Raw genomic sequence first — 26,367 nt, forward strand, 5'->3', positions numbered from 1 at the left:
CGATCCCCCTTCCCTCTCAGGCCGCTTCGCGGCGCTCGTTGAAGAGATCGGCCGCCCATGCCTCGACCCATCCGGCGGTGATTTCGTCGTGGTCGAGGTCGCCGCTCTCGATCAGGTCGCGAATCTGCTGGCGGGCGAGCGTGATCGCATCTTCCCATGGGTCGACCGGGCCCGGCGATGGCGGAACCGCCTCATCGGCCTCGGGCAGGAGCCGCGAGGGAGAGGCCGTGCGGGCGCATTGCTGGCGATACCAGCGCTCCAGATGGTCGGCGACGAGGAAGTCTGTCTTTCGGACGCCACGCCGATGGGCGTCGTGGCGTGCTGCGATCCCGTAAGCTTGGGAATCGATGGAGGCGACCCAGTGCGCGAAGGGGGCGAGGTACGGGAGGGCGTCGCCCTTCACGCCGAAGGCGTGCATTCTGGCGCCGATGGGGAAGTCGCGGCTGAGCCGCTCGACAACCGCGATCAGGCCCTCCGGTCCGTGGATCGGACGGCGGCACATGCTGCCGATGCCGACCACGGTGCCGGGGAGGATCAGACCGTCGAGCTTGTCGAGGCACCGCAGGTAGTCATCCGGGGTGCGGCCCTGCAGGACCGGCATGAAACGCTCTCGGATGCCAAGGTCGAGGGCTCGGGCGTGGCATTCCCGGTTGGTGGCGATCGTCCTGGAGATCCGGTCCCGGACCTCCTCTCGATCATGGGCGACCTGGACTTCGCAGCAGTAATCGGCGCTGGCCACGCGCCTGAAGGGGTAAGAGGCGGCCAGCGCCATGTAGTCGTCGATCGACCAGGGCATGCCGTTGTACGCGACCGTCATGGTGTAACCGGCCGAATCGAGATCGATGCTGGCCAAGTCGGCCGCGCTCGCGAGCGTGCCTGTCCGCCAGCCCGTCCAGTCGCGCCAGCCATCGGCCTTGCGCCACCTGGACAGGCAGTTGGCCGATATCAGGACCGGGGCTTGCAATGCGATGGCTCGGGCGAGGAGCGCCCCTCTCGCGAGATGCGGCAGTCCGACGATGATCTCGATGCCCGGCGGCACGATGGGCGCGCAGCGGTTGGCGACCGTGCCCATCACAAGTCTTCCCGCAACATCATGGTGAGCACCCGGCGGGTAATGCTGGCGTCGGCCGGGTCTTCCGAGCCCCATTCGAGAGACTGGTCGTAATAGTCGATCGTGAAATAGACGCGCGTGTCGTCGATCGTGAACTCGCCGCGCTCGCGCAGCACGTCGCCCTCGGCGAACTTGTGCCGGCGCAGCTCCTGCAGGAGGCGGGCTTGCGCGACAGCCTGGGAGGCGAGGCTGTCGGTCGAGAGCGACGCGAGGCAGGCTCGCGTCACGGTGACGCGTGCGGTTCGGTCGAGGCCCTGCCGGCATCGGTCGTTCAGGCGGCCGATGATTTCGCTGCGGGTTTCCGTGCGGGTGTCGATCATGGCGATGTCCTTTCGCCTTGGATGTTGATGGTCAGGCGGCCAGCGCGTCCGGCGCGCTGCGGCCTCGATCGGGGAAGGCAGCGTGGAAGCGATCCAGCCAGCTGGCGAGCGTCGGCCGCTCGCCGATCGGGATGGCGCCGGCGACGTCCTGGAACCGGATCAGTTCGGTCGGCGCGTCGCGCATGATGCGGTCGATCTCATCGGCCGGCAGCAGGCGCTCCTGTCGGATGAACTGTGTCATCGACCCAGGGCGCGCGCGCGTACCGCGCCGCCAGAGGCCCTCAACGGTGTGAAGGCGCGGTGCTGCCCGCGCTTCGACCAGAACGATCAGGCGAAGGCACCACGCCGGGAGTTCGCGGATCTCCTGCGGACTGTTCGCGATACAGATCCAGCACGCGCTTTTGGGCGGCACGGGAAGGCCCTCGGCCTCGATCCGGCGGATGCAGTCGTTCCGGTCCCACTGCCATTCGCGCAGCGGCGACTGGCAGTCGTAGAGAGGGTCGGTGATCGAGAGCGCGTGGTTCGCCCTCTTGGTGTCGCGCGGGCCGGCATCATAACCGATCAGCCGCACAACGCGCTGTCCGCGCTCCCATGCCTCGATCGCCGGTTTCCACTTGGCGAGATAGGCGTCCTGCGGCGCCTTCTTGTATTTGAGGCTGCAGCTCGACCCGCCCAGTGACTTGCTCGGGAGCGTCGCGTTGGTCAGGCACATCTCGAGGATCCCGTAATACGGGGGCCAGTGCTTGAACCGCTTCGGGGTGTAGGACACGAGCTCGAACGGGATGCCGCGGTCGCGCATCCACGGCCGGATCACGTCGAGATAGGCGTAGGTCGCCGGCTTCTCGACGCCGGTGTCCGCGCTCAGGCACAGGTCCGGCGCTTCGCCCCGGGCGTGCTTCTCGATCAGCAGTGCGGTGCTATCGACCCCGATCCCGTAGGCGAGCACGACGGGCGGCGGCGGGATCACAATGCGTCTGCCAGGATGGGCGTGATCGCGATAGTCAATTCGCCGCTGGTGACGGTTATCGTGACGGCGCGATCGTCCGGAACCAGGAGCGAATAGCCCGAGAGGAGGTCGCGGAGGCGTCGTTCGAGCGCGGCATCCTGACCCTCAAGCAGCCGAACCATGCGCTGCGCGGCGTCGCGCTGGAAGCGTTCCTGCTGGGTGTCGTAGCTGTCGGCGTCGCTGTCCTCGTTCGCCGAGAAAGCGGCGCTTTCCAGCAGGTCGGCGACGTCGAGCGCCGAAACGTCGCAGCCGCGGCGGACGAACACCGCGGTGTCCAGGGCGGGGTAGTAGAACTCCGAGCTGGTCCCGAACGCGACGTCGGCATCGCACGCGACCTCGACTGACGCGCCAGCGTGCGAGAGGGTGGCGTTGAGGGTGATCGAGTCCGCCCAGCCGTTTTCGGCCTCGCACGGCGGCTCGATCGTGTCGGATACGGTGAAGCGGTGTTCACCCTGTACGATGTCGAAGGCCAGCGTCTCGATGCGCGCCAGGGTGTCGTACCAGCCATAGCCGGCGAAGGCGTCCTTAGCCTCGACCAGCGGGCCCCCGAACGGGTTGTGGGCGGTGATCGCGCGTTCGGCGGGCTGGGCGATCAGCGCGTCGAAGTCGGGCATCAGCACCATCGACGCTCCGGCCTTCCGTTCGCCGGTCTCGTAATTGCGCGAGGTGTCCGCAGCCGGTGCTACCCAGGCGAACAGGTACGGCTCCGCCTCCGGGAGCACGATCCCGAGGTCGCGGGCCTCACACCATTGGTCGAATGCCAGGCGGTGGCATCCTCTGGCCGCAATCGCGCGGTACAAAGCGCAATGCACCGCAAGTCGGAGCGCTGCGATCCCGTCGTTCTCGACGACTTCCTTGCGAGCGGGGAGCACCAGCTGGATGCCGGGAGCGTTGACGATGTCGACGCGGGCGATCCAGCGGCCGCCCCGGTCGACTTCGTGCAGGTGCGGCAGCCTGCAGGGTATGGTCACCCCATGGAAGTTGAGGTTCGGGTCCGTCACCGAGTGGTGGTTGGTGGCGACGTTGAAGATCCCGATGCGGGTGCCGTTCCAGGTTTCGACGTGGACGGCATCGGCCAGCCAGTCGTTCTGTTCCTGAGCGGTATCGTTCAGGGTCACGGCGACGGGAAAATGGCGGGACGCCTTGGCGACGTCGCTCTCGATCGTCTTCACCCATGCCTCGGGCATGCGGACGGTGATCGATGTCCCGTAAGGGATCGGGTCGGAGGAGATCGCGATCGGCCGGCTCGTCTCCCAGGCCATCGCCGGGATGTGGGCCATCCAGCCTTGGCGGTCGGGCTGGGAATAAGAGCGGATGATCACGTCTCTGCCGGCGAGGCTGAAGACGCCCATTCCGGCCGGGTCCTCGGCGCGGCGCGTGTCATCCGACCATCCGGATCGGCCGAGGGTGACGATCGACGCGGGATCTGCGATTCCATGGCCGTCGTCGACAACTTGCAGGTAGGTGGCGTCGCTTGCCGTGATGACGGTCACGGCGACCAGGGTCGCGCCGGCCCTGCGTGCGTTCTGGAACAGCTCGCAGACGACGTCATAGGCGGTGTTGTTGAACAGCCGAGTGACCTTGGTGATGGTCTCGGGCGCGACGGCCGTCGCGATCATGGCGGGGATCATGGCAGGCTCCTGAAGCTGGCGTGATCATCCACGCCCGCCTTCCCGCTCCCCCTCCCCTTCGGCCTTGGTCGTGACGGGCAGTTCCAGATCGAGTTCAGGTTGCTGGTCGTCGGCCGGGGGCGCATCCGCGTTGGGAACCCATCGTTCGATTGCATCGCCCTCGCGTTCGCAGCGCTGACAGGTGGTGGAGTCGTAGGTCGACAGCAGCGACCATTCCTGCCGGTCGCGATCCCAGACCGCGGCCGCGTTCTTGACCAGGTCCGCGCTCCCGCAAACGTCACAGATCGGCGTGACAGGGTTCCGGTTCACGGGTTCCATGGCATCGGCGGTGCAGACGCTCCAGTCGCCATAGAACTTGCCGTCATGCGGCAAGCAATCGCCGGCGAGTTGGATGGCATGTTCGCCGACCCCGTCGTGGAAATGGATTTCCGCCTGGGGGAAGAACTTTTCCAGCACCGCTTTCGAGCCGCGGATCTTCACCTCGCTGCCATAGGTCGTGTGGACGTAGCTAAGCGGGCCGATCGTCGGACCGGCAGCGCCCCAATCGCTCATGTCCTGATCGGGCGTGGCGCGGCCGTGGAAGAGGTAGAGATAGAGGCTCATGGCATGAACTCCGCAGAGGGGACGCGCGCGAGCGCAAGGCGCAGTGCATTTGCACCGCGAGCGGCTGTCGGTCAGAGGACCGCGACTTCCTTGGTGATCGGGGCGGTGCTTTCGACCTGCGTCGCACCAAGGCTGTCAAACGTCTCGACGTCTGACCGGTCGGCGTACCGATCCTTGGTCACGAGCCCGTAGATCGGGTTGCCGGCATAGCGGGCGAAGCCGAGGGCATCGACGCTCGCTACTCGCCGGAAGACGACACCCACCATGCCCGTGGGCACCCAGTCGGCCCAATCCCCGGAAGCGCTGGTCGAGGCGTATTCTCCGATCACGGCCTGATAGGCGGCGCGGCGGCGCAGAACGTGGCTTTCCGTCTGCGGAACCTCCTCACCCGTGAAGGCGGCGTAGCGGTCGGGATGCCAGGCCCGGACCGATCGCCGTGCGTTCTCGACCTGCAGTTCAATGCCGGCAGTCGGCAGGCGGCGGAACTCGGCCGCGAATGCGAGGAGGACGAGCGCCCAGTCGACATCCTCTTCGTAGAAAGGGTCGTCTCGGCGGAGCGCCTCGGGGACTGCCGCCTGGCGCTCGTCCGAGAGGGACGTAGCCGCCATGATCGGCTGTTGTGACGTGCCAGACCCCAGGCAGGACCTGGTTGGTCGTGACGGGCGCCCCCCATTTGGTGTCGAGGGGCGCAGCAGTGGCGGCGAAGCGGGTCATCTGTCGTCTCCTTCAAGGAACGACGAATCCCTCCTCCTCTCCTTCCAGCTTCAGGAAAATCTCGGGCCGCGGGCGCGTTGTGCGGGTCCATGAACGACAAGACCGAGCATCCGATGGACGTCTGGCTGTTCGCCGGTTCGTCTGCCATCATGGCGCTCAGCGTCGACCGTGATGGCGAAGGGCTGCCGGGCGAACACGGGCCGTGGGTGAGGATCCGGCCGGTGACGCTGGATCATGCAGACGAGGCCGAGGCTCGCGCGCTTATCCGGGAACATGGCTTCTGCTGCTTCGACGCGAGTCCCAGCAAGGCGGAGGATGCTATCCGATGCGAAGCTGATCCATGATCGCCGCCTCCAAGCCGTCGGCCTCGAGGTCCTCGCCATGGATAGTCACGACGGGGGCGATGCTCCGCAGCTTCTCGACTTGGCGGAGTTTGAGCCCAAGGCTGTCGGCATCACTCGCTGTGACGATCTCCAGGGCGGCCTCCATCACCTCGCCGGTCGTGAAATCGCGCAAATCGAGAAGCATGTCCGGGCGCATGTCGCCGGCAGGCGTGGCGACGTCGAAGAGGAGCCGCTTGAAGCCGACCCCGATGCCACGGCGTCGCAGCCGGTATTGCAGGTCGAGCAGGCCGACGATCGTCTGGCGCTCGGCGGCGTTGTGGATGGCGACGAAGTTTGAGGGGCGTGCGATCGGCTGGGCGTAGGCGCGCAGCGCGGCGTAGCCCTCGCGCGGGTTGTGCTCGCCGACCACGGCCAGAACGAGGTACGGGGCGCCGATCTGGCGCTGGTGGATCCCAATATGGCGGATTCGGTTCTTGACCTCGAGTTCGCGGCCTTCGGCGAGCGTGATCGTCGTTCCCGATATATCGACGGCGTAGAGGAGCAGGAACGCCTGCGGCGCGTGGCCGCTGGGCCATTTCTTGGCCGCATCTCTCAGCTTGGCGAAGACGATCCCCCGATCATAGGGGTCGATGTGCGTGTAGAAGTGCCGGGCAAGCGGGACACCCGGCGCTATTTCGACGCGCTCGGCTGCGCGACGCATTGCGGCGAACTCGCTCGCCATGGACGTGGTACGCGGCTCGCCGGCTTCGAGTGGCTCGACGGTATTGACGTGAGCCATCTCCATCAAGAGCCACAGCAGGCGCGCCAGACGCGGAATGGCGACACCGCGGGTCCGATCGTCAGGCTCGGTTTCCTCGGGCAGTTGTGCGAGCTTCTCGGGCGCCAGCCGGTGGGCGGAGAACATGCCGTCGGGCTCGTTGATCGTGCGCGGGGTCGCCGTGGCCTTTTTGCGGATGCGAGGCGGTGCCTGTTCCCGGTAAAACGGGCAGTCGAGGTCGTGTTCTGGACGGCGCTGGCGGACGCTGGTCAAGCGGCGCAGATAGTAGGTCTCCGCCTCCGACAGGTAGGCGGGCGACAGCAAGGGCGGCGGTTCAGTATCGCCGAGGCAGCTGCAGGCGATCCATTGGTGATGGTCCCGGGCCTTCACAACCATGATGACCGACGCACGATGGTCGCTGTCCTCGCCCTCGCCGGTGTACCAGCGAACAAGGGCCTCGCGCACGACGTCCGGAACGGGCGTGCGTTGCTGCAGTCCACGGGTATCTCGCGGGACCAACCACATGGGGAACTCTATACGATATTGTACTTGCAAGGTCCACGTTGTTCACGGTACGTTCACCCGCAAGGAGAAGTGCGCCATGAAGACCGATTGCATCGAAGCCTTCGACCTCGATCTAACCCTCAAGGACGCGTCGAGCGATCCGAGCATCCGGCCCACTCGGCGGATGATCGCGGCCGCATGTATCGGTCTCGGTCCGGAGGACGCCTATTACTCGGTGCGTGAGTTGCGCGAGGCAGTGGAGTGGATCCACGAGGGCGAGCCTGCCGGAAAGCGCAAGCTCACCACAATCCTCTCGAACCAGTGCGACGACTTTCAGCGCTGCATCTACTACGCGCTCGCGGGCAAGGGCATTGTTCTCGTCCTAGACGATCTGCAGTGGCTGGAAGGGGTGCTGCAGGCGCGTGGCAAGCTCGCCGGCGAGTTGCTGCGCGGCAAGCGTCCGATGCTGCCGCTGGTGTCGCCCTATGTCGCCTCTGAGCCTGACGGTCCCGTGGGGAGGTTCGACGTCGACTTCGAGATCGGTCCGTCGTGGTCGTTCGACCCCGGCCCGGATTACGAGGCCTTCGATCGGGTCGTCGACCCGAAGCTGTCGCTCTGACGGCAAAAAGAAAGGCGGCCCTGGCTTGAGCCGGGGCCGCCCGTCTTGTTCGGGGGGGGTGTAGGTTCAACGCCGCTCGCAGGCGAGGCGTTCCCCGCGACGCCATTTCTCCGGCTCGATCCATTCGCCTGAGTGAATGCCTCGTCGGTGGCGACGCGCATCCTCGAACACCTCGACGTAGCGGGTCGCCCGCTCGGGATCGTTCTTCAGGTATTTCGTGGCCGGCACGGCGAACCCTTGGGAGATCAGTTGCTCTCCAAGATCCGACCCGTTCACGCTGACGATCGCGACGGGACGGCCGTAGCTGCTGCTCCCGACAAGGCTGATCGTTGCCTCTCCGCTCCTGAGCATGCGTGCGGTCGCGTCCTGGGCGACCTTGCCGCACGGGTAGCAGGACCCCGATCGCTCGCACTGCTGCTTTTTCTCAACCGAATCCGCGCCCGAGAAGCGGAAGTCTATCGAAACGGTGTCGCCGTCGAGCGCGCGGGCATCGCCGCGGACCTCCGGTTGGGCGACCTCCTGCCCGGGGCTGGCGCTGCACGCTGATACGGTCACCGAGAGGAGTAGCAGGAGCGGCCTCATGCGAGGCGCATCTCGAGCTCGACCTCGGGCCCGTCGACGCTTTCGGCGATGACCCGGAGGGGCTGGAGGGGGTTGCTGGTCCGAAGGATGGAGACACAATCCAAGCCGTCGTCCATCATGCGTGCTGCCACGCGCTGGGCGTTCTCGCGGCTGCAGAGCGTTCGGCGCTTCGGGCTCAAGGGCGAATGGTCGTGGAGGGCGATCATGGCGATGATCCTGGTTTGGGTGAGCTTGTTGATCAAGCGAACACGGTCTTGTGAACCTTCGTCTCGGGGACGATGATCCAGGCCATCTGGCGGAGGCCACTGAGCCTGTAGCCGGGGTAGCTGCAGCCGGGCTTTGCGAGCTCGATCTTGCGGCCCCGCCTGTGGACGATGAACTCGTCGCCTTCGTAGCCGTCGGTGAACTTCACCGGGGAGGGAAGACGGATACGCATCCCGTGCTCCAGCGGTCGCGACGCGCGCGCAAGGTTATCGATGCAGCGCCGGCGCCAGTTGAGCGCGGAGGGATCGTCGGTGTCGCCGAGCAGCGCCAGGATGCGCTCCGGGCATTCGGCTTCGGACGGTCCCATGTGCTCCGTCATATCCTTGAAGCCGAAGACGTAGCCCTCCTTGTCGCGAGGGTTCCACTTGACCAGGCAGACGACGGCGAAGGTCGGCTCATCGACCCCATCGGTGCTCGGCACCGCGGCCGCGTAATAGACCTGGTTGCGGAGCCAGGAGGACGCGACGATCCGAAGCGCCCTGCCCTTTCCGGCGTCATCCCGTCGGTCATAGGTGAATTGGGCGTCGAGATAGGCTTTCGGGGTCGTGTGCGGGTGCATCGACGACAACGGCATGGTGAGCCAGCCCATGGTAAATCCTTTCCAGTTGGGCCGCGTCAGAGGCGGCGGGGGTCAAGACGGTCGGCCAACGCCGGATCGTCGGCGAGCGGCTGGTATCGGCCCATGATGTCAGCGATCTCGACGGACACTCGCTCGTCCGGCAGTTCGTTGGTAATTTCGAGCAAGAGCGGGATCGGGTCGACCATGGCCTCGGGGAACACTGTCGACAGGACGGCCGTCTCGATCCTCGCGGCCATCAGATGAATTGCCCTTGCCTGCAGGGACTTCTCCCGGCCGGGCGGCATGGCCAGCCACGCGATCGGAGCGATCACCTCGCTCATCTTGGCCAACAGACCTCGCCCGTGGCCGAAGTCGCTATGGTAGTGGATCTGGAACACGCGTTCCGGCGAGAGGGTGGCGAACGAGGCGTAGAGCCGGTACTGGTATTGAGGGTGAATCCCCGTCACGCGGGCTCGGGTGGCGAGCAGTTCCATCCGGGTCAGCCGAACAGGGTGACGCGTTCGGCCGAAGCGGGTGCCAGCCGCAACTCGCGGCGCACCCGTTCGGCAAAGCGCTCGGGGTTGAGGAGTTCGCGGATCGCTGCGAACCGGCGTCGATCGCCAAGATGGTCGTCGCGGCTCTTGACGCGTCGGAACGAAACTTCGTAGTCGGGTCCAAGCGCTCCAAGCGAGAGCTGAACCCAGACCTCCTCGCCGTGAAGCGTGATCTCGCCGGAGACAGCCGGACCCGATCGGTTTGACCGAATGGAATAGCTGCCGTCGGGAAGGCAGAGAGCAGCGGCCAGCTTGAGCATCGCGCGTCGCCCATCGGCGTGGAAGAGATCCTTGGCGGCCGCATCATATGCGACGCCCCGGATTGCCAGCGTCAGCAGCGCCGGGAAGCGCTGCAGCTCGGCGATGCTCTCCGTGGCACGGCGCCGCAGTACGGCGTCGTCGGGCATGGTCTGTGTGAGGGTGCCGAGATGGCGAGCCAGCAGGATTACCGCAGCGTCTGCCTCAAGGCTGACGCCCGCGTTGCGGCAGTCGTCGATCGCGCGCGACAGCGCGTGAAGGCCGGTTGTGATCGTGGTGAGTGCGCTGGGATCGAGCGCCTGCTGGTGGCGGAAAGGCACGTCGTAGGGCATGGCGGTCTCCGGGTCCTGAGCGCGTCTCGCGCTCACCATCCCGCTTCCCCCTCCCCTTCCCGCCTTCAGAGCATCAGGCCCATCGGATCGGAGGATCGCGCCGCTGCCGCGAACCCCCGCTCCCAGGCGGCCGCAAGCCGGGTTCCTGCTCGGTAGCCGCAGCCGTTACCAAAGACGTAGCAACGCCAGCCCGCCCGCTCGGCCTGCCAAACCGGGTCGGGTCGGGTCGGGCCGAGCAGCTGCATGAGGTCGAGCTTCACGATTGGGCCTGTTCGGATTGCGCGATCAGCAGATCGACCGCTTGCTCCACAGCCGTCTCATCGTCGTTCACGACACGAATGCCCGGTCGGGTGCGGCGCACGGCGTCGGCCACGGCGCTCATTGAACGCCCTTTCAGCGGGTAGCCGAACACCTTGCCGTCATCGATCACGACAAGCTGTTTCTTGAAAGAGCGACGGAGCCGCTTTGCCTCCTCGGTCTTCGTGATCAGCGCCGCGACCTCGAACTCGAGCGTGTGCTCGAGAACGGTGTCGCCGAAGCGCGTGGGCTGCCGATTTGCGGCGAGCCAGGCGTTGACCGACGGCTCGCTGACAACGCCGACCTGATGAAAGTCGTCCGCGGCGCCATGGCCTCGGTTGGACGCCAGGAACGCGCGCGCCCCATCTACCCAGATCTCGGCGGTATAGCAGGTCGTCTCCTCGGAGAGGGCGTTGACGACCTTCAGCTTCTTCAGCTCGATACGCATGGTTGCGTCTCCTTGCACGGGGGATCATGCGGCGAGCGCCTCGGGCTCGTGCCACTCTGCCATCTCGCCGTCGGCCGGGGACGCGCTGGCAGGCCGCGCAAGGTCCCTCAGGTAGTTGAATGCCTGCTCGGCCTTCGACGCGGCCTTGATGATCGCGCTCGAGTCCGATTTCAGGATGCGAAGCCAGTGCTCGATGTAGCTGGCGTGGTTGTCATGCAGGTCGCCGGGCAAGCTCAGCTCGGCGCAGACGAGGCATTGCCCGATCGACGCTACCAGTTCCTCGAACGCATAAGCGCTGTCGCCAAACTTCTTGCCGAACTCGCGTGCGAGACGCGACGCCGCACCCGACCAGTGGGTGTATTCGTGCCCCAGGGTGCTGGCGTAATGATCGTCCGACCGGAACGCGCCGCGGTTCGGCATCTGGATGTAGTCGCCGATGGGCGAGAAATACGCCTGGTCGCCGCCATGCCGGACTGTGCCCGGCAAAGCCCCGAAAAAGGCATCGATCGACGCGCGGTGTTCGGACTCGACCCGCGGCTGTGGCGGCGCGACGGTTGGATAGTAGTAGGTCGGCAGCCCGTCGATCTGATCGACGTTGAAGACGATGTAGGACCGCAGGAAGCGAATGTTCTTGGTCGCCTCGGTGCCGGTGACGCGGTCCGTCTCGGTCTTTGAGAAGCTGGAGAAGTACACGCTCAGCGACCCGCGCTCGCCGCGCCGGACCTGGCCGCCCAGCTCTTCGGCCTGGCGATAGGTCATCCAGGTGCGGCTGTTGTAGCCACGAGCGTCGCCGATTGCCCACAGGTAGAGGGTGTTGATCCCCGTGTAGGGCGTACCGCAGTGACGCAGCGGTCGGCCGCCTGCTCCGGTCAGTCCCCAAGGACGTGACCAAGGCAGAACGCCGGCTTCGAGCTTCTCGATGATCAGGTTGGTAATTTCGGCGGCGACGTCGCGGCGTGGCGCGTCGGGCTTGCGGCGAAAGGTCATGGCGATAACTCCCCAAGGGGCGGCGTTGCGCCCTCGCGAAAAAAGAGCGGCCGCCCCATCGGAGCGGCCGCAAGGTTGCCCAGGAGACAGTCGGGCAGGGGTTATTCGGCTGCGACGAGCTCGTTCTCGTCGTTCACCGCGCCGGCATCCGCGTCGGTGTCGCCGGTGTCGTCGGTGTCGTCATTGACCTCGTCGCCGGACGGGTCGTGGTCGTCCGATCCGGTGCCACTGTCGTCGTCACCGGGCCCGGTGTCTTCGACCAGCTCGGCCGTACCGACGGCGTCGAAGCGCATGGCGTCGGGCACCCATGCGAGCGCCGCCTCCTTGGTCTCCGCCTCGGTGATCGCCTCGCCCGCGAACAGCCTTTCGCAGCTCGTCGAGATCTCGCCCTTCTTGGAGCCAAGATAGCGGGCCGCGAGAGTGGAGCCCCCCACCTCGGTGAGGGTCGCCAGCAGCGTGCCCTTCGAGACGCGGTCGAAGAAGTTCTCGCAGGTCGGCCGCCACCACTTGGCGACGTCGATCTCCAAGATGGAGGCGAGACGGGCGTGAAGCGGGTTGGTCGTGACCGCGCCGTATTCCTGCTTCGCCTCAAGCGAGTCCGCGACCATGATGGCGAGCCAGGCCGCCTTGGCATCGTCGGAAAGCGCGCGGAACGCCTCGAACCGCTCGACCGGAGAGCCCAGCTCGGTCCAGCTGGTATCGAGCGCTTCGCGCGCCTCGGCGATCGCGATCCGAGCCTGCGTGGGCGCGAACTCTGCCGGCATCTGCGGATCGTTCGGCCGGCCCGCAGTGATGGTCGTGCCGGAACGCCCGTAGTTGCGGGTGCGGTCGACCATGGCGAACAGCGCATAGTCGAGCGCGAGCCCGGGATCGCCCAGGATCGAGGCGGCGAGGATGTCGCGTCGCTGGACCGCGAGCTCGTCGTGGAGGCGGGCGCTGAGCGGCTTTCCGCCCGGCGCGACGGCCTCGGGCGGCAGAGAGGTGGTGTCGCGGCTCGATCCTGCCGGCTTGGTGTCCGCCTCGTCGCCCGGCGCGCGCAGCGGCGCTTCGCTGTAGTAGGTGGTCTCGAGCACGAGCTTGCCGGTCCGGTCGAGCATCAGGAACGTGCCGACCTGCCCCTTGATCTCGTCGGGCAGCACGGGCGGCTTGTTGTGGATGTTCTCGTATTCCTGCTGGAGCTGCTCCGTCTCGGTTTCGAGCGCGCCGTAGGCGGCATCGTCGAGGCTCTCGTCGTTCATCTCTTCGGAGATGGCCTCGATCCGCTCGGAGATCTCAAAAGCGCGGACTTCTTCGGCTTCGCTGAGCGGTGCGGCCGCCAGTGGAACCCGGTGGAGGTCCGCTGTTGCACCATAAAGGTTGGTCGTGACGATCGGCCGGATCCAGGCGAGCCCCTGTTCCTCACCGAGACGCTTGGCCTCGGCTTCCATGATCGTGCCGGCGAGCGACTGCGCGATCTCGGGATCCGACCAGCGGTCGCCGTCCTCGTTGAACAGTTCGCGCTCGATGCGCCCGCCAGCGGCGACATAGGCGTCAGCGCCGACCAGGATCGCGACAGGGTCAGTCGCCTTCATGGTGTCGTTCGAGATGGCGCGGCGGATCTGGTCGGCGTTGATGTAGGCGCTGTGCCGATACTGGGCGAAGACGCGCTCCTGCTTCGCGCGGTCCTCGGTCGAACCATAGGCCTTCGCCATGTCCAGGGTGATTTCGCCGTTCGCCAGCGCCTCGAATACCGGTTCCGCGAGGTTGGCGAGCCGGAGGCGACCCTCGATGAAGCGGCGGGTCTGGCCGAAGCGCTTGGCGACAGCATCGATGTCGCCGTCCGATTGCAGGAAGTGCTGGAACGCGCGGCACTCCTCCGCCGGCGTCATCACCTCGCGCTGGAAGTTCTCAGTCAGTGAGAGCTCGCGCAGGTCGTTGTCGTCACCGACGACGATCTTGACGGGCACGTCGTAGTCGGCCGCGACGATTTCACCCGCCTCGGCGAGCATCATGGCTCCGAGGAAACGGCGTTCGCCGGCGATCACCTCGAACGAGCCGCGGGGCTTCGACGGCGTGACCAGCAGGTTCTGGATGATGCCGCGCGCCCGGATGCTGGCGGCCATAGCGGGGATGTTCTTGGGCTGCGTCGTGCGGACGTTCTTCTCGGACTGCTTCAGCTTCGCGAGTTTGACGGTCTGGGTCATTGCCAGTCTCCTGAGCGTGGTTGGTGTCCGACGAAATCCCTCGCCGAACACCCTCCCCGCTCCCCCTTCCCTTCTGCTCCGTAGCTCGCGCAGCGACATGCACTGCGCCTTGTACCGCGCTTTGCAATGTGGCGGCGTCAGCCGTCCGATTGTGCCGTCAGGCGGGCGATCACCTCCGAGGCACCCTCGTTGGGTACAAAGAGCCTCGTCTTGTACGAGACGATTTCCGTGTAGCAGCCGATCGACTTCAGCCACGGCAGTTGCGCGGCGGGAGCACCGACAACCTCGATCCGAGGCTTGCCGTTGACCCGAGCGCGCTTCACCTCGCATGCGAATGGTCGCTTGAGGACGATCGAGCCGCCTTCCAGCGCGGCCTTCGTAATTTCGTCCGGGCTGAGGACCTGGGGTTCGTCCAGGCCGAGTTTGTTGAACAACCCGTGAAGATCCCGGGGGAAGACCATTCGGCCAAGCCAGGAACGGCCTTCTCCGTCTACGACGCGGTTCACCGCCAGGTGATCGCTCGGTAGCGCCGACCAGATCGGGAGGAGCAAGCCGGTGGCCAGCCGGATCGTCTCGGTGTCGACCTTGGTGCGGGCTTCCTCAGTCTCCACCTCCCAAGCCCTCTGGAAGGTCTCGCGTGAGCACTCCTCCCAAGCCGTCTCGTACATGTCGTCCATCGTTAGATATTCTCGACGCGTCGGCCGCATCAGCTCGACCCGTTCGACCGCGACACCTTCGTCGGTCATCCCCGACCTGGAGGCGGTCCGCAGCGCGACTTTCCCCGATCGGCCGTTGTGCAGGAACACGGCGGTGCCGTCGCTGTCGGCGATGCGCAGCACCAGGTCGAGCGACGCCGGCTGGCGCCGTCGGGTCACCTCGATGGTAAGGAGGTGCGAGGTTGCACCCGTAACGGCATCGGTCCGCAGGATCGTGTCGTCGAGCACGGTCGCGGTGTCGACGGCCATCGTTTCGACACCTACGTCGAGCGTGCCGGCATCCCGGGCTGCCGCGACACGGGTTTCGACGAGCGCTAGGAACTCGTCGAAGATGAGGTTCTGCAAGCCGATCGGAAGCGCGAGGAGGCGATTGAGCCAGCGCTGAATGGGTGGCAGGTCGTCCTTCAGGACGCCGTCCTTGTCTTGCAGTTCGAGCCCGGTCCGGTGCGTAAAGTCTACGAGGTTCGTGCTGGTGAGCTTGCCGGCGATCAAGAGGTGATACCAGGTGATCAGGGCCGCCTTGGCGTACTCGGATTCGAGATTGTCGGCCGGGTCGAAGAGGTTCTGGCCGCCTGTCTGGCGCTGCCCGCGCGTCAGCGCGCCCAAGCTGTCCAGACGCCGCGCGATCGTCGACGTGAACCGCAATTCGCCTTTGCAGTCCGTCGTGACGGGCCGGAAGAGCGGCGTACAGGCCTGATGGGTACGGTGTGTGCGGCCCAGCCCCTGGATAGCGCGATCGGCGCGCCAACCCGGCTCCAGCAACAGGTGTACCCGCTGTTCCTGGTTCTTGACGTCGAGGCTTGCGTGGTAGGAACGGCCGGTGCCTCCGGCGTCGCTGAACACGAGTACGCGCTTGGTCCCTGCCATGAAGGCAGCGGCATCCGCCTGGGTCGCGCGGGCCGAACGGGACTCCAGCCTTTGGGTGCCGTTCGCGGTGCTGACGAGCCGCTTGGTCCGCCCGGTAACCTCGGCGACGTTGTCGTGACCGAAATGCTCGAGCACGCCATCGAGCACGGCCGCTATCGGTGGGAGCGCGCAGAGCTGCTCGATCAGATCGTCGCGGGCCGCTTCTGCTTCGGGATTGGTGACGGGCGTGCCACGTTCGTCGAACATCGGCCGGGACCGGATCTCACCGGTGTCGTCACGGTACGGCGTCATCTGCTGAACGGGAAATGCACGCTGCAGATAGTCGATGATCGCTTCTCGCGGGGAAAGGTCGAGGTCGAGCTCGGCCCGTTCGTCCGGCGAGAGTTCGCCTAGGCGCCTGTCCAGGATCGCCTCGGCGGTGCTGACCAATTGGAGTACGACGGACTGACCGGCCTCCAGGTGCTGGCGCACTGCAGCGATCACGGTCGGCAGCTTGCACGATAGAAGCACCGCACCGAAGAAACGCTGTTTGCAGCTCTCAAACCGCGAGCGCGCAGCCGCCTTGGCACCGGAGTTCAGCGTGTCGCCCTTCAAAGGATCCACTACGCCAGTGAGCTCCAGGGCTTTCTCCATGTTGCGGTGGATAATGCCCCAGGCGTCAGCGTAGGCGTCGTACACCTCCACCTGCTCAGGGGTCAGTTCATGTCGCAGGATGTCGTACTCGACGCCGGCAAAGCTGAGCGCGCGGGCGGTGTAGAGGCCGGTGGCCTTGAGGTCGCGGGCGACGAGCTCCATCGCGGCGATCCCGCCCTGCCTGATCTCGGTGATGAACGCCTCGCGGTTAGCGAACGACGTCTCGGGACCCCACAGGCCGAGCCGCACGGCATAGGCGAGGTTATTCACCTCGGAGGCGCCGGTTGCGGACGCGTACAGGACACGCGCTCCGGGCAAGCGGTTCTGCAGCACGACGCCGGCAATCCCCTGCTGGGAGCCCTTTTTAGCGATCATGCTCCCCTCGCCGCCCGCGACGCCGCCCATCTCGTGGGCCTCGTCCCATGCGATCACGCCCTCGAAGTCGTCGCCAGCCCAAGCGATGATCTGCTCGAGCCGGCTCGCATCACCCCGTGTGGAGCGCAGAGTCGGGTAGGTGACGAAGAGAACACCTTCGCTCATCGCGATCGGCTCGTCGATCTTCCAGCGGGAGAGCGGCTGGACATCGGCTGCGAGCCCGCCAAGTGCGGTCCAGTCACGGATCGCGTCGGCATGCAGGGCCTCGTTCTTCGACACCCAGATGGCGCGGCGACGCCCGGCGAGCCAGCTGTCGAGGATCACGGCCGCGACCTGGCGGCCTTTGCCCGCGCCGGTGCCGTCTCCCAAGAAGAAGCCCTTGCGATACCGGCTGCCGTTCTCGTCAATGATGAGGCCGACGCCTTCGGGATCGGGACGGAAACGGCCGGGAATGAACTGCGTCCACGCGTGACCGGCGTACACCACGGTTTCCAGCTGCGAGGAGGACAGGAGGCGGTCCTTGACCGTCCGCTCCGGCAACGCCGGGACGTGGGTGGGGATCGGCGCGGGGATCGAGCCCATAGCGACCGATTCAACGAGTGCGGTCGGGTGCTCGCCGGCACTGTCGAAGACGATGCGGCTCGGCCGGTATGGCAGATAGACGCCCGTCTGCTCCGCAAGCGGTGCCGGGGTTTCCAGGACCTGGTACGTCACGGGCGCGACCTCGTTCCGGGCGCGCGCGCGGAAGACGCGAGGCGCGGTCGCGGGCTTCGATCGGACGCTTCGGAAGAGGGACACGGCCCCTCCCCTCGCAGCGGCAGGCTTCTCGACCTCGTCCGAGAACTCCAGGCGTTCGGGTACGCTGATCTCCGGGAGGAGTTCGCGCACGGTCCCTCGCTGGATCGTCACGTTGTTGCTCTGGCCGACCGCTTTGTCGAGAACGTAGAGGCGGACCGCGACGCCGGTGCCGTGCTTGCCGTATGCGTCGGTGAGGCGGATCGAGGTCCTGACCGTCACCTGCTCCAGCGTGGTCGTCCAGATCTGGCCCATGCGCGCGGAGTTCGTGAACCAGTCGGGCATGATCGCCACCACGCGGCCGTTCGGGCGGACGCGCCGGATCGCTGCCTGGAGATGTCGAACCGCGGCAAGCGAGTCCGTCCCGTGCCCGATCGAGCGCGAGAATGGCGGGTTCATGATGATCAGTGTCGGGCGGGTCGACGCTGCCATCGCGCTGCCGATCGTTGCGCCGTCATGAGCCGAGATTGGCGCTTCTGGAAAGACCGCCTGCAACCGGGCGCGCCGGGCAGGGTCGATCTCGTTGAGCTGGAGGGCCGTGACCGTGGGAAGCTGGGCCACCAGCAAGCCGTTGCCAGCGCTCGGCTCGAGGACGATGTCGGAGGGCATGGGAGCCGCCAGGATCAGGGCGACAGCAGCTAGGTCGAGGGGTGTCGAGAACTGTTGCCACTCGATCTGCTCCTCGCTTCTCACGGTTTGCGTTGGAAGCCGATCGAGCAGCACTGCAGCTTGCAGCACATCATCATGTGCAACGTGCAAGCGATCTGTACTGCGATTTCGCATTGCAAGTGCAAGTGCAAGCTCAAGTACCTCGAAGCTCTCGCGCTGGGTCCAGCGGCCGTCGGCGTCGGAACCGCCGAAGGCGGTCGTCATCGCCTCGTTGAGCAAGGCGCGCGTGATCTTGTCCTGGCCCTCAAGGCTGGGAACGAGCCGCATCGCCGCAGCGGTGCAACATGACGCACGATCGCGTGCGGCGTCGAACAGGTCGTTCATGGGGATCTCCTGGCTCTGTGGCTGCACGACGCAGCTCACCAGACCAGTCCCCCTCCCCTCTATGCTCCGGTTCTGACGTCGGCCCAGTCGCCGAATTGCCTCGGAGGCGGCATTCGCCGGAGATTCAAGCCACGCGGACGGTAAGCTGCCCACGCTTTCCGACGGGCGCGGCGTCCCTCTGGATCGTTGTCTTCGGCGAAGATCAACGTCCTGACTGAGTCCGGGATGTGGACGCGGTCGAGCCTCGCGGCGCCAAGCGTCGCCCAGCACGGGATGCCGTTATGCTGCGTGAACATTGCTGCCGTCTCGAAACCCTCGGCAAGCGCCAGCGTGTCCGTCACGCGCATGCCCTGCCAACTCGCGCCAGCCGGGGTCCCCAGCATCACCTTTTCGAGATACCCTCCGTGTTCGAGGTCGAGGAAGACCCGCTGGACGGCGTGTAGGGCTCGACCTTCTCTGGCGGCGACTATCAGCGCGGGGAGGAACCGGGTGGTAGGCTTCGGTCCCCAAGGGCATCGGGGGTGAAACCGGAGGTCGTCGAACCCGTCGCGGATCCCGCGCCGCCTCAGGTACGCCTCCGCAGGCGTGCTGGCGACCGGGACGGCCTCGCTCCAAAGCCGCTCGACATTCGGCTGTCGGCCGAGCGGTGCCGCCTTTGGCGGCTCGTAACGTTGGCCGGGCCTCAGCCGGGAGATCTCTCTTAGGACATCGTCCGCGTCGCAGCCTGCGAAGCAGTGAACGAGGATCCCTTCATTGCCCTGCCGGACCGAGAGGCTCGGCGTCTTGTCCTGGTGGGCAGGGCAGGGGCACATCGCGAGATAGCCGCGCCAGGTGCCGCCCAGGGCACCTACGATATTGACTACCTGCTGAGTGGGTTTGAGGGCGACTAGGGTCATGGTGCATCCTTTCTCATGATGCACCTCACCCCCTTCCCTCCTAGTCCTTGGCGCCTTCAGCCAGCGCCAGAAGCCGATCGAGCGCGTCAGGGTAGGATAGCTGCTCGCGGTCGCAATATTCGTTGAAGCGGGTGTAGGTGGTTGGGGTAATCCTCATGGTCACGGACTTGCTCTTCGTCTCGCGCACCCTACGGCGTCGCGCCGTCGGCGCTGATTGATATTCGTCGGGCAACTCCATTGGGGCAGCGCTGGGGCGAGGGGCGGGAGTAGGGCGCATTGCTGAAAGATCGAGACCGCTAGCAGCGGGCTCACGAGCGGCGCGGCCGAACTTCTTGGGTTCTGGTGCTTCGCTCATGCTTTGACCTCGGATGTGATGATTGCAACGATCTCCCGAAGGAGGCTTTGAACATTCTGGCGGGCGCGCTCGGTCCGCGCGAGGTTATGGGCGTCCAGTTCCTCCAACGTCATTCGGTAGAGAAACATCGCGCGATAGGCGTCGCCCAGGAACAACTCTGATGAGAAGACCGGCGCCGCCTGGCGCGTCTGCTCCATGATCTCGCGCTCGGCTCGCGAGGTGATCGCGGTCGTGCGCTGGGTGAACAGGATGCGATGGGGGAGGGGCCTCTGCCGGGCGCGCTCAATGAACTCGAGGCGGTCCAGGAACTCGATCGAGCGCTCAAGGTCCGCGGCCGACGCGCGCTGAGGAATGATGAGCATGTTCGCCTGCAGGGTGGCGTACATCACCTGCTCGTTGATCGCGCCCTTCACGTCGAGGATCACGAACGGGTAATCTTGCGATGCGTCGTAAACGGCTGTCTCCAGCTGCTTTTGCGTCATCTTGTGGCCGTCCTCGACCACGATCCCATCCTTCAGCTTCCAGTCCTCGTACCAGCGATAGAGGGAGAGCTGAGGGTCCGTGTCGATGACGTAGACCGTCTGCCCCGCAGACCTGATTTCGGAGGCTAGCGCGAGCGCGGTGGTGGACTTGCCGACTCCGCCTTTGATGGATCCCACGAGAATGACAGCCATGACGGTCCCTTTGTACTGCTAACCAGCATTACAGTGCAATGCGCGTTGCATGCGTCTTTGCATGTGATTGGCGAAGCGAGCTACACCTTGCAAGCACAATCGCACTACACATTGATTTGCGCCGCGCTGTGTAATGCGCTCTGCACTGCAATGGTGTAAAAATATTCCACGTTGTCAGGCCTGAAGGGGTGTGGTCCCTTGCCGCCATGGCGAACAGGCTGACCTTTGTTGCGAACTTACTGATCGGCGTCGCTGCCGGCGCAGCGACGATCACCAGCGCTGCCGCTCAGCAGGTCGAGCTGGTGCCGTTCAGAAACGTCGGTGACGGTGTCGTAATCGAGGTGGGCAAGAAGCCAATTGGTATCGAGATCCCGGCTGCTCTTCCCAACGAGGCGACGGCGCTCTCGGCGGAAATGCTTGCTCAGGACTTCGCGGGCATGGCGCCGCCTCCGTCGTTCGCGCCGGCGATCGCAATGGCTCCAGTCGAGCGGTCGTCCATCCCGGTGCCCCTTTGGATGAGGACCGGAAAGGTGACGACATCGGGTCTCGCGGCTGCGGCTGCGGTGGCACCGTATCTCTACAGCCCGGCCGCGTGTTCGATTTCACCGTACCGTCCCCGGGGGGACCTACCCATGTACCTCGAGCAGCGGCGCGCACGCTATTACCCGCTGATCTCGGCCGTCGCCTGCGAGGCAGGGGTTCCCGTCGGGCTGTTCGATGCGCTCGTTGCGCAGGAGAGCCAGTACAATCCGCAGATCGTCTCGCCGAAAGGTGCGGTGGGCCTTACGCAGCTGATGCCGGGCACCGCGGCTTACCTTGGCGTATTCAACTCCCGCGATCCGCTGCAGAACCTGAGGGGAGGGGCCCGCTACCTTCGCGAGCATCTGGACGAGTTCAAGAGGGTGGACTTGGCGCTCGCGGCCTACAACGCAGGACCGGGTCGGGTTCGTCTAAACGGGCGTATCCCGCCGTTTCGCGAGACGATCGGCTACGTCTCAGCGATCACGCGGGGCTGGAGCGCGAGCGCGTTCAGGACGGCCACGATCCAGACGGCGTCACTATCGACTAGTGTGCCGACCTTCCGCGGCGCCCAGCTTTTCAACTACACGTCGACGAGCGTCGCGAACCCGAGGTGATTGGCGTAAAGCATGGCGATCGCGAGTATCGCCGGCGCACCGAGCAGGTAATTGAGCTGCCAACGAACCCAAACGCGGGGAGCCGCGAGAACCTTGTCCATCACCGTGGTCGTGGCCAGGGTCCTGGTTCCCGAGCGATAGTCGTGGACCGTTTTGATCCCTGCAATGATCGCGCACATCGCGACGAGCAGTCCGACTGCGGCGTAGAGTGAGATCCAGGCGTCGAGGGTAGCTTGCGACATAAGCGCTCCTTAACGTCAACGCCCTTGGCACCGGCTTAACGGAGGAGAAGCGATTCCCGTTGCGTAACGTTCTGCGGGACAGGAGAGGGGGCCTAGGCCACCAGCGCTTGGGGCTTTGTGGCGGTGCGGTGCTTGGGCCGCATCTGGATTACCATGCCTTTGGTCTTGCGGGTTCGACCGACCGCATCGACGCGCTCGCCCGTGATCGTATTGATAACGGTGACGTCGTAATCCGGGAGCCGGTTCTCCGCCTGGATTTCCTTTGCGAGGCTCTTCAGCCGCGAGATCGGCCCCATCGAGCCGACCTGCTGATGCAACTCCTCGATGGTCATTTCGATCGGCTCGCCCGAGCAGTGCGCAATCTCGTACATGCGCCGCTCAATTGGACCGAGCCGGAAATAGTCGTGGTGGTAGTGGTACATCCGCTGGTCGCGCTGGATCGCACGGAAAAGCCAGTTACAGGGGCGGATACGGACATACCGCAACGCCTCCTCACCGTTGGCTAGTTTCTCGTACTCGACCTGAGCCTCAGCGAGCCATGAGAACCAGCCCCGGTCGATCTTGGAACCGGTCTCGATATTCGTCTTGATCTGCGTCCCCTGCAGCCGCTCCAAGGCTTCCGCGAACCGCTTATAGTCGCGAGTCGAAGGACGCTCGACCCCTGTGATCCGGAAAAAGTCGTGCGCTGCGAAGGTCACCTCTTCCTGGGCTGGCTGACCGTCAGCGATCGACTGCGCGATCAGCGAGGCAACGTAGAGCAGGATCTCCTTGTCCCACATGGTGGCAACGCCGGTGTCGCTCGGGCGGATCTCGATCGTCACGTTATCGCGACGGTACTCGATGCGCTCCATGTGGGGGTTCTTCGACAGCACGAAAAATGGAAAGTGCATAATGGAGCGCTCGCCGCGGACCTTGCCGTGCAACGGGCTATCCATGTCGAACAGCGAGATTTGCTGCGGCATGGCTTTCGACCTGGCCATCGTCGCTCCCTTCCAAGTTCCTGAAGGATCATACCCCGGCTCGCGCTATCGATCACCCCAGAAGGACATAGATATACTGAAAGCACGAGGATTGCACGGTCGTGGCCCCGGCTAACATCGCCGCGCCCTCTTAAGAGAGTGGGGCAGGGGGGCACGTCTCGTGCTATCAGTATTTCTATCTTCTCATAGCAAGCGTTGAGTGCGGCCGGCCCGAGCGAGGCCCAGCGCCGCCGCGGCAAGCTGTCCAATCGAGCGTGAATCCGACCCTGTCGCAAGTGACCGCATTCCTTCGGATCGGACGCTGTCCTTCAGCCCGTGATAGGTTCTGCCAAGGTTGAGCTGCCCGGAAGCAGCGTGCTTGTTCATCCCTCGAAGGTAGGCGCCTGGGCGATCGACATCTCCCCGCATGTGTTTGTGGGCGGTTGCAATCACCGACGCTGCAGCGCCCTTTTGACCCATAAGGCGACAGGCCTCGTGCCACACGTTTCGGTGGATCGCCGCCTGATCGACCAATCGCTCTGCTGTGTTGATCAGATCACCCCAAGTCGGTCTCGACGTGGTGGTAAGCATGAACTCCGGGATGACGGCGGCGATGAACTCGGGATCAACACCGTGTTTCGCCAAGTCGGCCTCAACTTCGGTTTGAGGTTGCTGGTAACGGACGTCGTACTCCGTTCTGCTACTTTTTTCCGGATAGCCATTACTGTAAGCTGCTTTAGCAGTTTTAGGTTGTTTTGTAGTTGTAATGGGGGCGTCGTCAGAGTCGCCCGAGGGCGAATCTTTTTGTGGAATCAAAGGGTCAGGAAAGCCCTGCGTTGCGACTGCGACGGCCTTCGCAAGATCATCGGCCCGGGCCTCCATCTGGTCGACGCAAGCGCTCAACAGCTCCTCATCACGGACGCGGCGCATCTGGCTTGTTGCGAGAAGCGAGATCTCGACAGCCGTTCTGGCGTCGATGCTGTCGATCCGCTCGTCATCAACGAGCTGAGCAAGCGTCCTGATACGACGCCGCGCCGCAGCCAGTCTTTGGCGAAGCACCTTAATTCGGAGATCCGCCTCGGCGCCTTTGGTAGCGGCCGCCATGAACTCCTCGTATCGCAAGCCAAGAGGGCTGAGGTCGATGCCGTAGGCGTAGATTAGCCGGCCGTCCTTCCCACGAGCACCGACCCGGTTGCCGTTCGCGCTATCTCGGTGTGTGATTAGGCCGAGGCGTGCCGCAGCGCCGAGCATCTTTTGCACCTGACGCACACCTATGCCGAGCTTCTGCGTCAACTTCTCGTTGGACGGGAAGACGATCGGGCGCTGACCGTCCGCCCAATCGATCGAGCGCGACCAGCTCATCAGCGTGTCGACAGCGTGGACTAGGCGGGGAGGGATGCCGATGTAAGGCGCTGCGCGCTTGAAGACGGTAAGGACCTGCCGGTGGCTGACGTCCTCCGGCAGTCCCTCGAACTGCTGCGCAAGCTGGTCTGTTGCAGCTGTGCGTTCATCAAGACGCCTATGGCCGGCGCCCGGAGCGTAAGCATAGGAGTTCATTCGGCAAATCCCCTTTGGGATGCCGTGCGGACGCAGAAGTCCGTGGCGCGAACTGCGCTTTCTTATTGCTGCGTCATTGGGACTCGGCTAAGGGGACGTTGCAACACGACCTTTTCCGAGGTTCCGAAAAGCCCGGCCTAGTGCCGGGTTTTTCTTTTCTGCACGGCTTCCCCTTTTTGGTGACACGCGATCGGGTGATCGCGGGGCCGCAGCGAGCCTGAACTGACCAGACGCGGACGACGTGAGCAGCGTAAACGGCGCGATCGCTGCTCGTCCTGCACGGTGGCTCGTGCTTTCAGTTAATCTATCCCAGAAATGCTCGTGCTTTCAGTATTTCTATGTGGCGCGAGGGACGGGCAAGGGGGCTGAAAGGGGGCGTGTAACCCGATTACACACCGTTGCGAGCGTTTGCGGCTCCGGATTCGCGGGCGCTATGCGTGGCTCGTGCTTTCAGTACATCTATCTCGCTAGGCTCATCGCGAGTAGCGGTACTGCAGGTTGAAGGAAGCCCGACCACGTCACGAGCATCGTCATGATGCCCATGATCCAACCATCTATCGGCTGCAGAAAGTGATTTCTGTAAATTCGGCTATCCGACGCCAGTACCGGCGAACAACCACCCGGGTCTTCCGGCCCCTCATCACATGAAGCCTTTCCCAGCGTGATCGCGGTAGCGTTCCGTGTCCCGAACATATTCCGCCACCATGTCGATCGAGGCATGCCGGCTATGCTGCCTCATCTTGAATAGGTTGGCGTTCTGGCGTCCCGCCTCGGTAAGAAAGCCTGCCCGCAACGAGTGACCTGAGAAGAGCTCGGCCGGATAACCAGCAGCGGCCGCGGCCGCCTTGACCACCAGCGCCACGCCTTTGGTGCTCATCGGCTTATCGGTGAGCCGACCTTGTGGGGTGAGCTTGCGAAATACCGGGCCGGACGTGATTCCGGCCTGTTCGAGCCATGCTTCATAGTGTCGCACCGGCTCGAGCCTCGGTCCGTCGAGCACGGCGACGCCTTGGCCTTCGCCGAACTGGTCGGTCTTGGACGACTTTACCTGGATCGTCAGCCCCTCGGCGTCGCGTGTTACGCGGGCGACGGTGATCGCCACCAACTCCGAACGGCGGAACGCTCCGCCCATTCCGATCGCAAGCAGCGCGCGATCGCGGTGTGCGCGCAGATCGTCGCCGGTGATGCTGCGAAGCATGTCGCGTAGGATGTCGCCATCGGCCGCGCGCTTCTTGTTGATCTCGTCGTCCTTCTTGGTTCGGCGGATGCCGCCGACGACCAATCCCAGGTCGCCCGCGCCGGGCTGCGACGTCGGCGGTTCGATCTTGGCCATCCGGTGCGCGAAGACGATCGCCGCCAGACGGCGGTCGATTGTCGCCCTGGTCAGCGGCTTCGGCACCCGCCGCATACGAAGCTTGCCCGTCTTGGTGAACTGGTCAGCTGCCGGCACGAAGCCCGACGTGGCGAGCTCCGTCAGGAATGCGGCGACGGTTGCCGGCGTTGCCGGTAGCGGACGGTAGCGGCGCTCAGTGCACCAGGCGAGGAACAGGTCCCAGTCAGATCGATAGGATTGCAGCGTCGCCTCGGCGCGGCCGCGGCGCAGGAACTGGTCGACGCGCTCTTGGTCGTCGGGCGCAAGATCGGGAAGGTAGAGGTCCTGAGGTTCGACGCGGTCGAGGACAGTGAGTGCTCCGTTGATGATCGCGTCGAGATCGGCCGGACGATCATCCTTGGGTGTTGGGCCTGCCGGTTCGTTCGCAGCCGTGACCAAGAACGATGCGACGATCTCATCGTCGTGGTACGCAGGCTCGCTATCTGTGACCATCACTGCGCCGCCTCGCAAAGTGGATCAGGCTCGCTCGTTCTGGTCGATCGGTCCTGGTTCGATCCTGAATCAGTAGCCGAACAGCTGTCGGTTTCCCTAATAGGGTGGACGTTCTGCACCGTGCGATCGTCACCTGAGACGGTGGACTTGCACCTAAAATAGTGGGCGACGGAGCCATCTAACCCACTCGTGACATGCTCGCAGTCAGCCATGGGCGCCGATTGAGCCGCGCGGCTCCCTTTGCGCGAGCGCAGCCGCATCTCTCGCAAAC

At 64.9% G+C, this 26,367-nt stretch carries 26 protein-coding genes and 1 pseudogene; 3 read left to right on the forward strand and 24 right to left on the reverse strand.

Annotated elements, in window-relative coordinates; all coding sequences use genetic code 11:
* Positions 1 to 16: 16 nt before the first annotated feature.
* From U1708_RS18375 to U1708_RS20755, 7 genes and pseudogenes are all read right to left on the reverse strand, one after another.
* Positions 17 to 1,072: a deazapurine DNA modification protein DpdA family protein gene (locus tag U1708_RS18375; RefSeq protein ID WP_159513393.1), complete on the reverse strand. Its 1,056-nt coding sequence runs from the start codon at positions 1,070 to 1,072 to the stop codon at positions 17 to 19.
* Complete coding sequence (locus tag U1708_RS18380; protein WP_159513394.1) at positions 1,072 to 1,431, reverse strand: DUF3768 domain-containing protein; 360 nt, start codon at positions 1,429 to 1,431, stop codon at positions 1,072 to 1,074. The genes U1708_RS18375 and U1708_RS18380 overlap by 1 nt, the downstream gene beginning before the upstream one ends.
* Positions 1,432 to 1,462: 31 nt before the next feature.
* Positions 1,463 to 2,398 (reverse strand): hypothetical protein, encoded by a 936-nt coding sequence (locus U1708_RS18385; protein WP_183937790.1) that lies wholly within the window; start codon positions 2,396 to 2,398, stop codon positions 1,463 to 1,465.
* Positions 2,395 to 4,068 carry an ATP-binding protein gene (locus U1708_RS18390; protein WP_159513395.1) on the reverse strand — a complete coding sequence of 558 codons (1,674 nt, stop codon included), beginning with the start codon at positions 4,066 to 4,068 and terminating at the stop codon, positions 2,395 to 2,397. Before U1708_RS18390 ends, U1708_RS18385 begins: the two co-directional genes overlap by 4 nt.
* 24 nt (positions 4,069 to 4,092) lie before the next feature.
* Positions 4,093 to 4,671, reverse strand: coding sequence for a hypothetical protein (locus tag U1708_RS18395; protein WP_236559425.1), 579 nt, complete (start codon positions 4,669 to 4,671; stop codon positions 4,093 to 4,095).
* Positions 4,672 to 4,742: 71 nt separating this feature from the next.
* Positions 4,743 to 5,279 carry a DUF7007 domain-containing protein gene (locus U1708_RS18400; RefSeq protein ID WP_159513396.1) on the reverse strand — a complete coding sequence of 179 codons (537 nt, stop codon included), beginning with the start codon at positions 5,277 to 5,279 and terminating at the stop codon, positions 4,743 to 4,745.
* 31 nt (positions 5,280 to 5,310) lie between these two features.
* Positions 5,311 to 5,385, reverse strand: a pseudogene (locus U1708_RS20755) (hypothetical protein); the annotation flags it as partial.
* 89 nt (positions 5,386 to 5,474) lie between these two features.
* On the opposite strand from U1708_RS20755, the gene U1708_RS18405 reads away from it, so the two are divergent.
* Positions 5,475 to 5,729: a hypothetical protein gene (locus tag U1708_RS18405; protein WP_159513397.1), complete on the forward strand. Its 255-nt coding sequence runs from the start codon at positions 5,475 to 5,477 to the stop codon at positions 5,727 to 5,729.
* On the opposite strand, the gene U1708_RS18410 is transcribed toward U1708_RS18405, so the two are convergent.
* On the reverse strand, positions 5,704 to 7,011 hold the full coding sequence (locus U1708_RS18410) for a DUF8535 domain-containing protein (protein WP_159513398.1): 1,308 nt from the start codon (positions 7,009 to 7,011) through the stop codon (positions 5,704 to 5,706). The two genes, U1708_RS18405 and U1708_RS18410, sit on opposite strands and share 26 nt — an antisense overlap.
* 76 nt (positions 7,012 to 7,087) lie before the next feature.
* Between U1708_RS18410 and U1708_RS18415 the strand changes: the two genes are divergently transcribed.
* A complete protein-coding gene (locus tag U1708_RS18415) occupies positions 7,088 to 7,609 on the forward strand; it encodes a hypothetical protein (RefSeq protein ID WP_159513399.1) in 522 nt (173 codons plus the stop codon).
* 66 nt (positions 7,610 to 7,675) lie between these two features.
* Here the strand turns inward: U1708_RS18415 and U1708_RS18420 are convergent, their stop codons facing one another.
* The 12 genes from U1708_RS18420 to U1708_RS18475 form a co-directional block, all read right to left on the reverse strand.
* Positions 7,676 to 8,191, reverse strand: coding sequence for a thermonuclease family protein (locus U1708_RS18420; protein WP_159513400.1), 516 nt, complete (start codon positions 8,189 to 8,191; stop codon positions 7,676 to 7,678).
* Positions 8,188 to 8,433 (reverse strand): hypothetical protein, encoded by a 246-nt coding sequence (locus tag U1708_RS18425; RefSeq protein ID WP_311725881.1) that lies wholly within the window; start codon positions 8,431 to 8,433, stop codon positions 8,188 to 8,190. The genes U1708_RS18420 and U1708_RS18425 overlap by 4 nt, the downstream gene beginning before the upstream one ends.
* The gene (locus U1708_RS18430) at positions 8,430 to 9,044 is read right to left on the reverse strand and encodes a DUF6927 domain-containing protein (RefSeq protein ID WP_183937785.1); all 615 of its coding nucleotides are present in this window, start codon (positions 9,042 to 9,044) and stop codon (positions 8,430 to 8,432) included. The genes U1708_RS18425 and U1708_RS18430 overlap by 4 nt, the downstream gene beginning before the upstream one ends.
* Before the next feature lie 26 nt (positions 9,045 to 9,070).
* On the reverse strand, positions 9,071 to 9,508 hold the full coding sequence (locus U1708_RS18435; RefSeq protein WP_159513007.1) for a hypothetical protein: 438 nt from the start codon (positions 9,506 to 9,508) through the stop codon (positions 9,071 to 9,073).
* A gap of 5 nt (positions 9,509 to 9,513) precedes the next feature.
* The gene (locus U1708_RS18440) at positions 9,514 to 10,158 is read right to left on the reverse strand and encodes a hypothetical protein (protein WP_159513008.1); all 645 of its coding nucleotides are present in this window, start codon (positions 10,156 to 10,158) and stop codon (positions 9,514 to 9,516) included.
* A gap of 65 nt (positions 10,159 to 10,223) precedes the next feature.
* The gene (locus U1708_RS18445; RefSeq protein WP_236559358.1) at positions 10,224 to 10,418 is read right to left on the reverse strand and encodes a hypothetical protein; all 195 of its coding nucleotides are present in this window, start codon (positions 10,416 to 10,418) and stop codon (positions 10,224 to 10,226) included.
* Complete coding sequence (locus U1708_RS18450; RefSeq protein ID WP_159513009.1) at positions 10,415 to 10,903, reverse strand: hypothetical protein; 489 nt, start codon at positions 10,901 to 10,903, stop codon at positions 10,415 to 10,417. Before U1708_RS18450 ends, U1708_RS18445 begins: the two co-directional genes overlap by 4 nt.
* Before the next feature lie 24 nt (positions 10,904 to 10,927).
* Positions 10,928 to 11,890 carry an ArdC family protein gene (locus U1708_RS18455; RefSeq protein ID WP_159513010.1) on the reverse strand — a complete coding sequence of 321 codons (963 nt, stop codon included), beginning with the start codon at positions 11,888 to 11,890 and terminating at the stop codon, positions 10,928 to 10,930.
* Between the two features lie 101 nt (positions 11,891 to 11,991).
* Complete coding sequence (locus U1708_RS18460) at positions 11,992 to 14,073, reverse strand: ParB/RepB/Spo0J family partition protein (protein ID WP_159513027.1); 2,082 nt, start codon at positions 14,071 to 14,073, stop codon at positions 11,992 to 11,994.
* 137 nt (positions 14,074 to 14,210) lie between these two features.
* Complete coding sequence (locus U1708_RS18465) at positions 14,211 to 18,452, reverse strand: strawberry notch family protein (protein WP_159513011.1); 4,242 nt, start codon at positions 18,450 to 18,452, stop codon at positions 14,211 to 14,213.
* A gap of 59 nt (positions 18,453 to 18,511) precedes the next feature.
* Positions 18,512 to 19,348 (reverse strand): DUF7146 domain-containing protein, encoded by an 837-nt coding sequence (locus tag U1708_RS18470; protein WP_151992020.1) that lies wholly within the window; start codon positions 19,346 to 19,348, stop codon positions 18,512 to 18,514.
* Positions 19,349 to 19,699: 351 nt separating this feature from the next.
* Positions 19,700 to 20,377, reverse strand: coding sequence for a ParA family protein (locus U1708_RS18475; protein ID WP_151992019.1), 678 nt, complete (start codon positions 20,375 to 20,377; stop codon positions 19,700 to 19,702).
* Positions 20,378 to 20,565: 188 nt separating this feature from the next.
* Between U1708_RS18475 and U1708_RS18480 the strand changes: the two genes are divergently transcribed.
* Positions 20,566 to 21,513, forward strand: coding sequence for a lytic transglycosylase domain-containing protein (locus U1708_RS18480; protein WP_328799505.1), 948 nt, complete (start codon positions 20,566 to 20,568; stop codon positions 21,511 to 21,513).
* Here U1708_RS18480 and U1708_RS18485 read toward each other — a convergent pair.
* The 4 genes from U1708_RS18485 to U1708_RS18500 all read right to left on the reverse strand — a co-directional run bounded on the left by U1708_RS18485 (position 21,480) and on the right by U1708_RS18500 (position 26,096).
* A complete protein-coding gene (locus tag U1708_RS18485) occupies positions 21,480 to 21,755 on the reverse strand; it encodes a hypothetical protein (protein WP_151992018.1) in 276 nt (91 codons plus the stop codon). The genes U1708_RS18480 and U1708_RS18485 overlap by 34 nt on opposite strands.
* A gap of 92 nt (positions 21,756 to 21,847) precedes the next feature.
* Positions 21,848 to 22,678 carry a replication initiator protein A gene (locus tag U1708_RS18490; protein ID WP_332747538.1) on the reverse strand — a complete coding sequence of 277 codons (831 nt, stop codon included), beginning with the start codon at positions 22,676 to 22,678 and terminating at the stop codon, positions 21,848 to 21,850.
* 240 nt (positions 22,679 to 22,918) lie between these two features.
* Positions 22,919 to 24,271: a plasmid replication protein RepC gene (gene repC, locus U1708_RS18495; RefSeq protein WP_151992016.1), complete on the reverse strand. Its 1,353-nt coding sequence runs from the start codon at positions 24,269 to 24,271 to the stop codon at positions 22,919 to 22,921.
* Between the two features lie 640 nt (positions 24,272 to 24,911).
* The gene (locus U1708_RS18500; RefSeq protein ID WP_151992504.1) at positions 24,912 to 26,096 is read right to left on the reverse strand and encodes a tyrosine-type recombinase/integrase; all 1,185 of its coding nucleotides are present in this window, start codon (positions 26,094 to 26,096) and stop codon (positions 24,912 to 24,914) included.
* Positions 26,097 to 26,367: the final 271 nt, after the last annotated feature.

This window comes from Sphingomonas arabinosi (assembly GCF_036663715.1).
In the GTDB taxonomy this organism is placed as follows: Bacteria; Pseudomonadota; Alphaproteobacteria; order Sphingomonadales; family Sphingomonadaceae; genus Sphingomonas.

What these genes read in the sequence shown, in the direction of transcription:
- U1708_RS18450 (WP_159513009.1), bottom strand. Translation starts at nt 10,903, where the DNA reads ATGCGTATCGAGCTGAAGAAGCTGAAGGTCGTCAACGCCCTCTCCGAG.
- U1708_RS18400 (WP_159513396.1), bottom strand. Translation starts at nt 5,279, where the DNA reads ATGGCGGCTACGTCCCTCTCGGACGAGCGCCAGGCGGCAGTCCCCGAG.
- U1708_RS18435 (WP_159513007.1), bottom strand. Translation starts at nt 9,508, where the DNA reads ATGGAACTGCTCGCCACCCGAGCCCGCGTGACGGGGATTCACCCTCAA.
- U1708_RS18375 (WP_159513393.1), bottom strand. Translation starts at nt 1,072, where the DNA reads ATGGGCACGGTCGCCAACCGCTGCGCGCCCATCGTGCCGCCGGGCATC.
- U1708_RS18390 (WP_159513395.1), bottom strand. Translation starts at nt 4,068, where the DNA reads ATGATCCCCGCCATGATCGCGACGGCCGTCGCGCCCGAGACCATCACC.
- U1708_RS18405 (WP_159513397.1), top strand. Translation starts at nt 5,475, where the DNA reads ATGAACGACAAGACCGAGCATCCGATGGACGTCTGGCTGTTCGCCGGT.
- U1708_RS18380 (WP_159513394.1), bottom strand. Translation starts at nt 1,431, where the DNA reads ATGATCGACACCCGCACGGAAACCCGCAGCGAAATCATCGGCCGCCTG.
- U1708_RS18460 (WP_159513027.1), bottom strand. Translation starts at nt 14,073, where the DNA reads ATGACCCAGACCGTCAAACTCGCGAAGCTGAAGCAGTCCGAGAAGAAC.
- U1708_RS18395 (WP_236559425.1), bottom strand. Translation starts at nt 4,671, where the DNA reads ATGAGCCTCTATCTCTACCTCTTCCACGGCCGCGCCACGCCCGATCAG.
- U1708_RS18470 (WP_151992020.1), bottom strand. Translation starts at nt 19,348, where the DNA reads ATGACCCTAGTCGCCCTCAAACCCACTCAGCAGGTAGTCAATATCGTA.
- repC (WP_151992016.1), bottom strand. Translation starts at nt 24,271, where the DNA reads ATGAACTCCTATGCTTACGCTCCGGGCGCCGGCCATAGGCGTCTTGAT.
- U1708_RS18440 (WP_159513008.1), bottom strand. Translation starts at nt 10,158, where the DNA reads ATGCCCTACGACGTGCCTTTCCGCCACCAGCAGGCGCTCGATCCCAGC.
- U1708_RS18465 (WP_159513011.1), bottom strand. Translation starts at nt 18,452, where the DNA reads ATGAACGACCTGTTCGACGCCGCACGCGATCGTGCGTCATGTTGCACC.
- U1708_RS18430 (WP_183937785.1), bottom strand. Translation starts at nt 9,044, where the DNA reads ATGGGCTGGCTCACCATGCCGTTGTCGTCGATGCACCCGCACACGACC.
- U1708_RS18420 (WP_159513400.1), bottom strand. Translation starts at nt 8,191, where the DNA reads ATGAGGCCGCTCCTGCTACTCCTCTCGGTGACCGTATCAGCGTGCAGC.
- U1708_RS18415 (WP_159513399.1), top strand. Translation starts at nt 7,088, where the DNA reads ATGAAGACCGATTGCATCGAAGCCTTCGACCTCGATCTAACCCTCAAG.
- U1708_RS18475 (WP_151992019.1), bottom strand. Translation starts at nt 20,377, where the DNA reads ATGGCTGTCATTCTCGTGGGATCCATCAAAGGCGGAGTCGGCAAGTCC.
- U1708_RS18455 (WP_159513010.1), bottom strand. Translation starts at nt 11,890, where the DNA reads ATGACCTTTCGCCGCAAGCCCGACGCGCCACGCCGCGACGTCGCCGCC.
- U1708_RS18500 (WP_151992504.1), bottom strand. Translation starts at nt 26,096, where the DNA reads ATGGTCACAGATAGCGAGCCTGCGTACCACGACGATGAGATCGTCGCA.
- U1708_RS18485 (WP_151992018.1), bottom strand. Translation starts at nt 21,755, where the DNA reads ATGTCGCAAGCTACCCTCGACGCCTGGATCTCACTCTACGCCGCAGTC.
- U1708_RS18410 (WP_159513398.1), bottom strand. Translation starts at nt 7,011, where the DNA reads ATGTGGTTGGTCCCGCGAGATACCCGTGGACTGCAGCAACGCACGCCC.